Genomic DNA, 12,755 nt, shown 5'->3' with positions numbered 1-12,755 from the left:
TCTAATTACTGGAAGAAACCGCTGGTTCTCCCATATCCTTAGTCTGTGAATTGGGTAAAAATGCCCTAGTGATCCAGTAGGTGACTATATGAGATAATAAACCTAGAGGTCCAGCAAACAAACATAAAGCCAGAGAATGAATTGTCCAGATACCTGTTTTCTGACCCTCTAAATATATCCAACGACCTACAAATAAATCCATGACCAGGAAATGAATCCATCCTGTTGCAGCTGCTGTTTCATCAGTAAAAAATCGCGCAATATCTGCTAACTGGGGATTAGATAAAGCGGCAGCATTTTCTGGGGTAATACTATTGACAAACAGATACAAATATGCACTAGCTAAAACTACAAAAGGTAGATATGATCCCATTACCCACCGTGTAAATTTCCAGTTAGGTAAGAAAATCATTAACGCCCAAAAGGGTAAAACGAAAATATTGGCAATGTCAAATAGTTGAGAGATGTTCATACAATTTGGGGTGATTATAAAGCTACTAATTGAGATGCTATTTCCGCAGGTTTCAAATCACGACCAATGAAAACTAAACTGGTTTGTTTAGGTTCTTGGACTTTCCAGGGGCGATCATAAAATTTGTCAAACCGCGTTCCTACACCTTGCATTACTAAGCGCATAGATTTATTCGGTACGGCGACAAAGCCTTTAATCCGATAGATTTCCTGTTGATGTGCTAGTTGTTGCAGTTGTTGTTGTAGCTTTTCTGGGTCAAAGCTCCGGTCTAATACTACGTGAGTTGAAGTAATTTCTTCGTCGTGTTCGTGGTCTTCCTCCGTGTCGTGATGACTGGGACGAGTATCTAAATTATCTTCAACTGCGGCTTGAAATCCCAGTAAGATGGAAGCATCCACTTGACCGCGATCGCTTTCCACAATCTTCACCACTCTGGGTAACTCTTGCTTAATTAGTTCCTCAACTTCCAGCTTTGTCTCCAGATCCACTAAATCAGTTTTATTCAACACCACCAAATCTGCACAGGCCAATTGGTCCTCAAACAGTTCTTGTAAGGGTGTTTCATGTTCTAGGCTATCATCTGCTTGGCGTTGAGCAGCTATAGCCTCCGGGTCGCTAGCAAATGTACCTGATGCTACCGCCGCACAGTCTACCACGGTAATTACTGCATCCACTGTAGCAGCGGCGCGAATTTCTTGCCAGCGAAAGGCTTTAACTAAAGGTTTCGGTAAAGCTAAACCAGAAGTTTCAATCAAAATACAGTCAATGCTATCTCGTCGCTTAATTAACTGCTGCATCGTGGGATAAAACTCTTCTTGCACAGTACAGCATAAGCAGCCGTTAGTTAACTCAAAGATATTACTCCCTTCTTCCCCATCTTCAGGGCAAATCTCACAGGATTTTAACAACTCACCATCAATACCCAGTTCCCCAAACTCATTGACTAACACCGCAATACGGCGACCTTGGTTGTTTTGTAGTAGGTGGCGAATTAGGCTAGTCTTACCACTGCCTAAAAAACCTGTAATCACTGTTACTGGTATTTTACCGGACATTATATACTACCTTTACTCCCTGCGCGACAAAAATTATATACTCATGATAAACTGGAACTTAGACTAAATTTTTACATAGTTGACATTACTTCGAGTATTTCATGTGTAATTATACTATCAAAATCACCAGGGCTGTTATTCGGCATATCCTCAAGTTACATAATTATTTTGAGGATATAGCAAGAGTCTTGACAGACCTGAGTCAGGGAAACCTGGGAGATACAAAAAAATTACGGGGATACAGATACAGAACAGGTGATTTATGGCGCACTAAAAGAGGTGATATTAGAGTTATTTGGAGGAGATATATTGAAAATAATCATGAAATTATTTTAGTAATCGCAGCGGGGTTAAGACGTGATATTTATCAAAATATTTATAAAAAAATCCGCCGCGATGTAAATACAGAAGGTGCAATCACACCAGCTGAGTTACTGGGAATTGAAGAAACACGTTTAGAGCATCTCCCCACTTACCAATTTGATCATAAACGAGTTACTTCTTGGTATGAGTTTGTTTATGGTGGTTACTTGTATTCACCTCTTCTTACTCGTGAGCAACAAGCAATTTATAAGCAATTAATAACCTCCGCACCACCAAATCATATTGAAATTAATAGTTTTTTATTACAGAGCGCACCAGGTACAGGTAAAACGGTATGTGCTGCTTTAATAGCTTGTGAATTATTCAAAACAGCAGGTTGGAATGTTGCCTTAATTGTTCCCGAAGCTTTACGCTCTGATCTGGAAAAATTTACTGAGATAAAATCAATTTTACAGGATCAAGATTTAAATTCACAGGAGCAAAGGCCAAATTTTTTCCTAGGTACTTTTAAACAGTGGTTGCAGCAGGCGGAACCAAACACATATGCTCAGATTGCTACGGATGAAGAAGAGTTAACTGCTTTTCACTCTGACAACATCAAATATCGCGATTTGGTGTTATTTAGGGCGTTTGTACTCAAGGAACATAATTTAGGCGACCTAAACAATAATAGAACTTACATAGAAAATACAGCGGTAATCCAACAACTAAGAAGAGTTAATATAAACGAATGGAAACAAAGACTAGGAGATAAAAAAACTTGGCTAGATGGGTTAGAAGAAATTACAAAAACTATTCCTCCACCAGAAGGGATTAAAACGCTGTTGATATTTGATGAAGCTCAAGATTATTTAATGGCTGAAATTGAAGCTATCAAAAGAATCTTGTTAAGATGGCATGAACATAACCATTCTCATGTCCTCTGGCTGTTAGGAGATATGAATCAAAGGATTAAACCCACTGGTTTTGATTGGGGACAATTACAACTGAATAGAAGACATAACCTGACATATAATTATCGCAATACCCAGCGTATTTTAGAATTTGCCAATATTTTTCACTCTTTTGCACAAGCAGCTAACTTACAAAACCGCGGAGAACATTTACCTCATCCCAGTGATCCTAAAAACTGTTTTGAAGAGGGTGAACCCGTAAGGATTTTAGAATGCAACTCACCAGAAGAATTATCACAAGTTCTCTCTCGACTCAATCACAGGGTATTAAATCGAGATGATCGCTATCTTCTGCAAAGAATTTCTAGCCGTGTCAAGTTAATCCATCAAGATATTGCTCCAAAATATCAGAATTTACCGGGAATAGATTACCTGAATGTTACCGAAGCTAAAGGGAGGGAGTTTGACGCTTGTGTGGCTTTTTCCGTATTCCAGGGACAAGGAAAACTATCAATGGAAGAAGCAAGTAATTTATATACAATTTTTACTAGACCTCGTTATAGATTACTAATCCTTACCACTACTGATAAAATTGAGCGGATTGGTAGAACCCATTTTAATCAATGTCAGTTTTTCAATTTTTCTAATGCTGATCAACCATTAGCATGGATTACAGAGTTTGGTAATGGAGAACAGGTATCCCAAGATTTCGAGACAATACGTAACCTCATTTATGAACGTTTACGCAGTCAGCCTTTGAGAATTTACTGGGATACCTATGCAGCTTTGAGAGCAGCCAGAGTTGACAATCAAACAGTATTAGAAATTGAGCAGAAAGCTATAGAAATTTTAAGAGCATCTCAAAAGGATAAAATTATTCTGCAAGAATTAACAGAATTAAAACTACTAGAAACTAATAGTTTTTGGAGTCCCATTGATATCGTTCCCCTCAAATGCCTATTATTCAGGGCTTTAGGTAGATACTGGGATGCAGTAGAAGAAATATCCCAATTACAAGACAGAGAACTGGAAGAATATCGCTCTTTAGTCATAGTGAATATTGCAAATGAACTTGAGCAACAAGGACTGATATATGAAGCGGCTAGAGTGAGAATGAGGATTGGTGAAGATATTCCTCAAGATTATCCATTCCGAGATATAATTGCCCATCAACATGCTTCCATTGTATCTGTCCTGTGTCAGGCTGCTATCAACCAAATTTATCAAGGAGAAACCAATGACTAATCATAAAAAACGGACAGATGTAGAAGTTGCTCAACAACTTCTACAACTCACCGAGGTAATTGATAATTCTCTAGACAGAGCCAACGCAATTCTTGAACAAGCCCAACAACTTCAACAACTCACCGAGGTAATTAATAACTCTGTAGAGAGAGCAAACAGAACTCTTGAACAAGCCCAAGAAGTTGATCAACAAGTTCGCACTAGTCGTGATCAACTTATAGAATCTCAAAGCAACGCTAGAGAAATTGGAGATCAACTATCCCAGAAATTACAAGCTGGAAAAATTATTGAAACAAATATTCAACAACTTGAATTTCAACTATCCCAGAAATTACAAGCTGCAGAAAGTTGTAGCAATCTTCTCGATGAATTAAGGGAAGCAAAAAGAGAACTGGAGGAAATTGGCGTTACCAGTCTTGTGGAACAAGCAATATTAATTTTGGAGGATGTAAATAATGTCAGAGCAGAATCCCAGAAAATCTTACTAACAACACAAAATTATTTAGAGCAATCTCAACAAATTATGCAAGAAAATCTGGCAATATCTGGGGAGAATGCTACAAGGATTAATGAGGCCATCTCACAAATTGATAGATATTATCAAAATATTGACGCTCAAGTATCCCATAACTTAGAAGATTTACAAAGTTTTGGCAATATTCTCAAGGAATTAAAGGAAGCAAAAAGAGAACTGGAGGAAATTGGTGTTACCAGTCTTGTGGAACAAGCAATATTAATTTTGGAGGATGTAAATAATGTCAGAGCAGAATCCCAGAGGATTTTACTAACAACACAAAATTATTTAGAGCAATCTCAACAAATTAAGGAAGACAATCTGGCAATATATGCGGATAATGCTACAAGTATTAATGAGGCCATCTCACAAATTGATAGATATTATCAAAACATTGAACCTCAACTATCCCAGAAATTACATGATTTACAAACTCTTGAAACCAATATTAGACAACTTGAAGCCCAAGTATTCCACAACTTAGAATATTTACAAAGTTTTAGCAATATTCTACATGAATTAAGGGAAGCAAAAAGAGAACTGGAGGAAATAGGTGTTACCAGTATTGTTGAAGAAGCAAGATTAATTTTGCAGGAAGTAAATAATGTCAGAGCAGAATCTGAAAAAATTCAGCAAGAAAATCTGGCAATATATGCTGCTATTGATAGATATAATGAAAATATTGACGATGCCAAAGGTATTTTAACACAACTTGAGTCTATTAAGAGTGAAATAGACGGTATAGGAGGTTTAGAAGAAGTTAGAAATCTACTGCAACAGGTAGATAATACCCGTGTAGATTTGAGGAATTCAAACGATCAATTGTCATTCTTACAAGGGGAAATAAGCCAGATCCAATATTTGGAGAACTATTTACAAGATTTTGGCAGGGTTCGTAATCATAAACAACTTAGGCAGTTTTTAAGACAGGAGTTAGGATTTATAGGACTGATAGTTTACGTGCTTCACTTACTAACTCGTAACAGAAAAAGATAGATGGTAAAGATAAGATTTTGGGGGTAATTTCCCTCTGGTTGTCTTCATATACACAAAACAATCACAGGGCTATTACCCCCATATATAGTCACCCCAACTCAAAAAAATTACGACTCAGTAGCCAGTTCGGTGTTACCACGTTGACGACGACGGGTGAGACTATTAAACAACATCACACCGATGGACTTGATCAAATTACCTTCCAATTCCTGGAACATCTTCATATTCATTCCAAAGGCGGCGTTAGCTTCATCGACAATGCGATCGCCTGTAGCATCATCAATAGGTAATTCATCGAGAGTTTGACGGTATTGGGTTTTGAATCCCTTCTCGTCGGTAATCTCTGCAAACTCATAGAAAGCAGTACCTTGACCTTCCGACAAGTTCATGGCTGTGACTGCAATGTTTTTGAGGATTTGACCCCCTGATAGGTCACCTAAATAGCGGGTATAGGAATGAGCGATTAATAATTCTGGTTCTGTTTGGGAAATTTCGCGGATGCGTTGCACATAAGCCTCACCTGCTGGCGATAGTTGTATTTCCCCCCGCCAGTTAGGACCAAAATAGTAACTTAGGTCTTGCTCTAAAGTTTGCTTACGGTTGAGCTGGGGAAAGTTAATTTTGCCGATAATGGGATGTTGACGGTGTTTTTCCATCTCTTCTTCCATGGCCGAGTAGATGAAGTAAAAGTTAGCAACTAGTTTTCGGTAGGAGTTTTTCTCTACAACTCCCTTTAAAAAGCACTTGACAAAACCCACATTTTCTGCCATTGTATGGGCTTTTTTAGTACCTATACGTAATTTGCTTGCTAAATTGCTGCTCATACTAAATCTCTCAAGTTAAAAGGTTAATTGCCGAATTTAGGATTTATGAATGACTAAAAAAGCCATTAAGATGTTAGATTAGAACTATTTGATGAGAATTTATATTAATTTTTTTTAAGTATCTTGAATTTGTGGGTTGCTCCAAGGGTCTATAGACCACTACCACCAGGGTGAAGTCAAAACTAAAACATCTGATTTTTACCATCCTGGTATCAATCCTAGTTATTCCGCCTGTGTTCAAATTGGTAAATAGCAGCTAACAAGTGTAGAAAGGAATAATTGAATTGAAAACCATTAAATAAGATAAAACTCGGTAAATATTAAATATTGACAATTGAGAAAGGATAATACAGTATTGTCACATAATAATGTGTGATTCAAATGATTTTCGCCAAAAAAAGCGCATATATTACTTACACAGAGAAACTTAACTCAAGTATAACTGCTGAGTCAACCTGTAATTACGTGGGATATTGAACTTATGGTGACATCTATCAACACAAACCAAAGTAACGTTCAAGGTAGTTATCCATCTGAATCTCAGAATTGGAGGTTAAACCTAAGTTCAGTAGCCAATACCCGCTTATTTGGTACAGACGGTATTCGTGGGCAAGTAGGAGAATTACTAAATGCTCCCTTAGCTTTGGAAGTGGGTTTCTGGACCGGTGTGATTTTGCAAAAACATGGTGGTCACACAGGGCCAGTTATCCTGGGGCAAGATTCCAGAAACTCTAGTGATATGCTGGCAATGGCGTTGAGTGCGGGGTTAACAGCGTCCGGGGTGGAGGTTTGGTATTTGGGGTTATGTCCCACTCCTACCGTGGCTTACCTCACCAGTATGAGTGAGGCCATAGGTGGAGTGATGATTTCTGCTAGTCATAACCCACCAGAAGACAATGGGATTAAGATTTTTAATGGTAATGGTACTAAATTATCTCCAGCCTTGCAGGCGGAAATAGAGGCGGGAGTGAGGGGTGATGGAGTTGCAGGTAAAGTTACTAATTGTGGACGGCATTATTCTCGCCGGGAACTAGTAGACCAGTATGGGGACATCTTAAAGCAATCCTTGCCGGAAAAGGTAAATCTGCAAGGACTGAAAATTGTTTTAGACCTAGCCTGGGGAGCAGCGGTGGGGTTAGCACCCAAAGTATTTACCGCCATGGGGGCGGAGGTGATCAGCCTACATAATCAAGCTGATGGCGATCGCATTAATGTTAACTGTGGATCGACTCACCTAGGAATTCTGCAAGCCGCGGTCAAAGAACATAACGCAGACTTGGGCTTTGCCTTTGATGGCGATGCCGATCGCATTTTAGCTGTAGATCATACTGGTAGGCCAGTAGATGGCGATTACATCCTTTACCTATGGGGTAGACACCTACAACAACAGCAACAACTACCAGATAACCTGATTGTTTCCACAGTCATGGCTAACTTAGGCTTTGAGAGAGCTTGGCAAAAACAGGGTGGGAAGTTAATTCGCACCGCCGTAGGTGATCAATATGTGCAAGCAGAAATGATGCGCACAGGGGGGATGTTAGGTGGTGAACAATCTGGTCATATTCTCTGCCGCCATTATGCCATTACCGGTGATGGGTTGTTAACAGCATTACATCTAGCCGGGTTGGTGAGAGCCGCGGGTGTTCCCCTCAGTCAAATGGTAGATGAAAGTTTTCAAACTTACCCCCAATTATTGCGGAATGTGCGAGTTACAGATCGCGAGCGGCGATTAAATTGGCAAGATTGCCAACCCTTGCAACAAGCGATCGCCCAAGCCGAAGCTGCAATGGGTGATGCGGGGAGAATATTAGTCCGGGCTTCTGGTACAGAACCGGTAATCAGAGTCATGGTAGAAGCTGTTAATGATGAATTGGCTAACCACTGGACAGATGAATTAGTATCTCAAGTCCGGCAGCACCTAGCAGTTTAAAACTGTTAAATTTTCATAAGTTGATTTTCCAGTCTTGACGGGAAAATGAAATTTTGTTAAAAAGTGCTAAAAGCCTCTAGGAAAACCGTGTATTGTGTCATGATGGCAAAGTAGAATACATATGCCTTTCTAAATTACAGGGAATCTTACATGACTCTCCGTCTTGGTGATACAGTACCTAACTTTACACAAGCATCCACACACGGCGATATCAACTTTTATGAATGGGCAGGTGACAGCTGGGTAGTGCTGTTTTCTCACCCGGCTGATTTCACCCCCGTTTGTACCACTGAACTAGGCACAGTGGCCAAACTCAAACCGGAATTTGACAAACGTAACGTCAAACCCATCGCCCTGAGCGTTGATGATGTTGACTCCCATAATGGCTGGGTAGGAGATATCGAAGAAACTCAAGGAACCGGACTCAATTACCCAATTCTCGCCGATGCAGACAAAAAGGTTTCTGACCTTTATGATATGATTCACCCCAACGCAGCTGCTAACATCACCGTGCGTTCTGTCTTCATCATCGACCCTAATAAAAAACTGCGCCTGAGCTTTACCTATCCCCCCAGCACTGGCCGCAACTTTGATGAACTTTTACGGGTAATTGACTCTCTACAACTGACCGATAATTACAGCGTAGCTACACCTGCTGACTGGAAAGATGGGGATGATTGTGTCATAGTCCCCTCACTCAAAGATCCAGAAGTTCTCAAAGAGAAATTCCCCAAAGGCTACCAAGAAATTAAGCCTTATCTGAGAATGACCCCTCAGCCTAACAAGTAAAACTGCTCCTTAGTCCACTTACAATATTAAACCCAGCGCCAAGACCAGACGATACCTTGGCGTTTTTGCCTATCAATCTAGATTAAACCGTCTTCTTGTCACAGTTGCCAAGGGTGCAAATCCTTTAATAAAACAACAAAGGCGATCGCTCAATAGCTGGTCTTGAGACCGACCCAAAGCAAGAGATATTCATGGCAGAATCTGTACATCTGAACACTGCCATCAGGCAAAATTTTTATAGACAAGAACTCAGGTAAAATCAAAATGGATATCAAAAATGGATTTGTTGGCACCGTTGGTAACACACCACTAATTCGCCTAAACAGCTTTAGTGAAGAAACGGGTTGCGAAATCCTTGGTAAGGCAGAATTTCTGAATCCTGGGGGTTCCGTCAAAGACCGCGCTGCACTTTATATTATTGAAGATGCGGAAAAAAAAGGCCTACTCAAGCCCGGTGGTACTGTGGTTGAAGGAACCGCCGGTAATACTGGTATTGGACTAGCGCATATTTGTAACGCTAAAGGCTATAAATGCCTAATTATTATTCCCAATACCCAATCCCAAGAGAAAATAGATGCACTCACGACCCTGGGGGCCCAAGTGCGCACAGTTCCGGCAGTTCCCTACAAAGACCCCAATAACTACGTTAAACTATCTGGGAGAATCGCTGCGGAGTTAGATAATGCTATTTGGGCTAATCAGTTTGATAACTTAGCTAACCGGCGCGCCCACTACGAAACCACAGGCCCAGAAATTTGGGCACAGACAAAGGGGAAAATTGACGCTTGGACAGCTGCAACTGGTACTGGTGGTACTTTTGCTGGTGTATCAATGTACCTAAAAGCACAGAATCCATCTGTTAAATGTGTAGTTGCCGACCCCCTAGGTAGCGGACTGTATAGCTACATCAAAACCGGTGAGATCAAGATTGAAGGTAGTTCTATTACAGAAGGCATCGGTAATAGCCGCATAACCGCCAATATGGAAGGCGCACCCATTGACGATGCCATCCAGATAGATGACACAGAGGCTTTACGGGTGGTATATCAACTGCTGCGAAAAGATGGGCTATTAATGGGCGGTTCCACGGGGATTAATGTTGGGGCGGCTGTAGCTTTAGCAAAGCAGATGGGACCAGGACATACTATTGCTACCATATTATGTGATAGTGGTTCCCGGTATCAGTCACGCATATTCAATCGCCAATGGCTAGCCTCAAAAGGATTAGTCATTAGTGATTAGTAGTTGGTTATGGCCCTAGGAATATCTCACCTGATGAAACCTTAGCCCCTCCCTCTCCTAGGTAAGGAGAGGGAGCTTATCAGTCAATATTTTTGCTGTATATCTACCACTTGATAGAGCAATGTCAAATATAAGTCAACCATCCAACTTCCCAAAGACAGACCCAAAGTCTGCGGCTAGATGTGTGCGAGTGTGCCAAAATCGTACTTGTAAAAAGCAAGGTGCAGCAAAGGTATTAGCCGCTTTTACAAGTTTACCAGTTGCCAATGTAACGATAATAGCCAGTGGCTGCCTAGGACAGTGTGGTAACGGGCCAATGGTGCTAGTTTTACCCGATATGGTTTGGTATAGCGGCGTTAAACCCGATGAAGTACCTCTACTGGTAAAACAACATTTGTTAGGTGGTGAAAGTGTCAAAAAAATGCTATACCGTCGCTTTCATCGCTAATATTAAGTAAATCCAAAATATAAAATACTACTCAATTTCTGACCAAGGGGAAAATCCATGAATATTCAGCAGCTGCGTCAGTCTGTGAAAATTAAGTGGCTGACTTACTACCAGCAAAATCGTTCTTGGCTGGCAAAAATCAGGGTTTGGGGTACTTACAATGGTCTGCGTCGTCCTTCATCTGGGTTTATTTTGGCCACTTTGTCGGTTTTAGAGCCGCAATTTCAGGATTATCTTTCTTTTATGGTGGATTTAAATAGTAATCCCGATCAGATAGTTACAGCTTTAGGTCTTAACTTTAATCCTGACCAAGAATTAGATGTAATTAACTCTGAGGATTCTTTTCGTGAGTCGGAAAGGGAATCTTTGCCAGAAAATTATACTGAAACCAAAGATGTGGCTTTAGTTGCACCTACTATTAAGATTGCTAGTCCTGCCACTGCGAATGTTAATCTGCCGCGCTTGCCTGAATCTGTTGCACCGTATACAAAAAATCATGAAATTATTCCCACGGTTGCAATGGCGACTAAGGTTACTTCTGCACCGGTTGCTAAAATAGCATATTCTACTAAACTACCTGCCAATTTACTACGTCAATATCAACCAGTGCGATTACCTCTGACAGTAGGGGAAAGGCGATCGCCTCTAGCAATGACAATGGAGGTAATTCACAAAGCCAAAACTCGACCTTGTGCAAAAGTCCGAGATCCTCGGTTTGATCATCTACCTATGAAGTTTTGGACTCTTTTACTACAAAAAAACTATTTAACTGGGGTTTTATTCCTACTTGACTACCTCAAACGCCCAGTTTCCCGGAATCAGGGGGAAATATCGCCAAAACCGAAAAATGTTCGCCCTCAACTCACCCCATCACCTAGTACCCATAGTCGTAGTCTGGCGAATTGGATAGATGAGTTTTGTCAGGGTAGAAACTATAACCCAGAACCAGCTATTTCCATGTAATCTTGAGGTCGCTACTTCTACAAAAAAAGCAGCATCTTTGATGAATCAAAAATCCCCAATTATTCGTCACTGAAGTTATCAACACCTAACTACGTTGAGAGTGGGAAATCATTTATGTTTGCACAACTTTTCAAGTTTGGATGTTTGGGCAGTCTTGGCTTATCATTACTAATGAGTAATTCTACGGCACTAGCTCAATTTAATGATTCTAGTTCCGGTGAGGTGGTTGTACCCACCATACCCTCAGGGGGTACATCAACGCCAACCACTCCACCCATAAACACACCAACGGTAACTAGTGGCACTCGGTTTACTTGTCAATTTTATAATGGACAGTACACTGTCATGTACCAACCACAAAGTATACCAGGAGAATTCTTCCCCTGGGCTGCACCTAGGACTTTAGGTGGTGGTTGGAGTCCCCAAAGACGCTGTGAAGCTATTGCCAGTCGCTTAGAATTATATCGGCCAGATGGTCTGGAAGAACTGCAAACATCTGTACAAAATAATGAAAACATAGTTTGTGTGACTACACGGGCTAATCCTTTATGTCGGATTGTGTTGACTGTACCCCGTGATAAAGACCCATTTGTAGTACTCAATGACGTTTTCCAAAACTTGATTACCGCTGACAGTGGAAGACAGACAGTACCCGTGAATACTTATATTACCAATGGTAGAAGAGTAAATGGATTAGACAACTTAGCGCGCACAGTTCTAGGTCGTGGTAACAATCCCATGACTGCATCTAGAAGCGCTATTAATTTAAAACCTTTCCTCACCCGTGAAGATGGTGGAACTTTGACCAGTAGCACTACCCAGAACCCTGAGTCAGCACCTGCAAACCGCCGTCGCTTGAATCCTAATAGTTTCCCTTAACACTGGCAATTTTGATTAGTCCCCAAGGCGATGTTTAGGGTAAGATTCATCTAGACTTACCCTAAGAAAAATCCCAGGCATCAAAAGTATTTGTGTTCAAGAAATCTAATCAACCTATTCAGATAAACGTAAGTATTGAGTAGAAATATATATGAAATTGCTCGATCGAGAATGAAGTGGG

Annotated in this window: 11 protein-coding genes; 8 read left to right on the top strand and 3 right to left on the bottom strand. The window is 40.6% G+C overall.

Features of this window, described 5'->3' with window-relative positions; all coding sequences use genetic code 11:
• Position 1: 1 nt before the first annotated feature.
• Positions 2–472, bottom strand: a complete 471-nt coding sequence (locus NWP21_RS14665) for an ABA4-like family protein (protein ID WP_280793248.1) — start codon at positions 470–472, stop codon at positions 2–4.
• A 14-nt stretch (positions 473–486) separates the two neighbouring features.
• The gene (gene cobW / locus NWP21_RS14660; protein ID WP_280793247.1) at positions 487–1,527 is read right to left on the bottom strand and encodes a cobalamin biosynthesis protein CobW; all 1,041 of its coding nucleotides are present in this window, start codon (positions 1,525–1,527) and stop codon (positions 487–489) included.
• Between the two features lie 101 nt (positions 1,528–1,628).
• Between cobW and NWP21_RS14655 the strand changes: the two genes are divergently transcribed.
• A complete protein-coding gene (locus NWP21_RS14655) occupies positions 1,629–3,989 on the top strand; it encodes a hypothetical protein (protein ID WP_280793246.1) in 2,361 nt (786 codons plus the stop codon).
• Positions 3,982–5,499 carry a hypothetical protein gene (locus NWP21_RS14650; RefSeq protein WP_280793245.1) on the top strand — a complete coding sequence of 506 codons (1,518 nt, stop codon included), beginning with the start codon at positions 3,982–3,984 and terminating at the stop codon, positions 5,497–5,499. The genes NWP21_RS14655 and NWP21_RS14650 overlap by 8 nt, the downstream gene beginning before the upstream one ends.
• Positions 5,500–5,606: 107 nt before the next feature.
• Here the strand turns inward: NWP21_RS14650 and NWP21_RS14645 are convergent, their stop codons facing one another.
• A complete protein-coding gene (locus tag NWP21_RS14645) occupies positions 5,607–6,323 on the bottom strand; it encodes a heme oxygenase (biliverdin-producing) (protein WP_280793244.1) in 717 nt (238 codons plus the stop codon).
• Positions 6,324–6,804: 481 nt separating this feature from the next.
• Here NWP21_RS14645 and glmM point away from each other — a divergent pair, with 481 nt between their 5' ends.
• The 6 genes from glmM (at position 6,805) to NWP21_RS14615 (ending at position 12,574) form a co-directional block, all read left to right on the top strand.
• Entirely contained in the window at positions 6,805–8,253 is a 1,449-nt protein-coding gene (glmM, locus tag NWP21_RS14640; protein WP_280793243.1) for a phosphoglucosamine mutase, read from the top strand.
• Positions 8,254–8,403: 150 nt separating this feature from the next.
• A complete protein-coding gene (locus NWP21_RS14635; RefSeq protein ID WP_280793241.1) occupies positions 8,404–9,042 on the top strand; it encodes a peroxiredoxin in 639 nt (212 codons plus the stop codon).
• 264 nt (positions 9,043–9,306) lie between these two features.
• On the top strand, positions 9,307–10,284 hold the full coding sequence (locus NWP21_RS14630) for a cysteine synthase A (RefSeq protein ID WP_280793240.1): 978 nt from the start codon (positions 9,307–9,309) through the stop codon (positions 10,282–10,284).
• Between the two features lie 121 nt (positions 10,285–10,405).
• Entirely contained in the window at positions 10,406–10,732 is a 327-nt protein-coding gene (locus NWP21_RS14625) for a (2Fe-2S) ferredoxin domain-containing protein (RefSeq protein ID WP_271732990.1), read from the top strand.
• Between the two features lie 57 nt (positions 10,733–10,789).
• A complete protein-coding gene (locus NWP21_RS14620; protein WP_280793239.1) occupies positions 10,790–11,695 on the top strand; it encodes a DUF5331 domain-containing protein in 906 nt (301 codons plus the stop codon).
• Between the two features lie 114 nt (positions 11,696–11,809).
• Entirely contained in the window at positions 11,810–12,574 is a 765-nt protein-coding gene (locus NWP21_RS14615; RefSeq protein WP_280793238.1) for a COP23 domain-containing protein, read from the top strand.
• The last annotated feature ends 181 nt before the right edge of the window (positions 12,575–12,755 follow it).

The sequence above is a fragment of the Anabaenopsis sp. FSS-46 genome (assembly GCF_029891665.1).
Taxonomy (GTDB): Bacteria; Cyanobacteriota; Cyanobacteriia; order Cyanobacteriales; family Nostocaceae; genus Anabaenopsis; species Anabaenopsis arnoldii.
The sequence above is the reverse complement of the archived record's forward strand: the minus strand, read 5'-3'. Positions and strand labels throughout refer to the sequence as shown.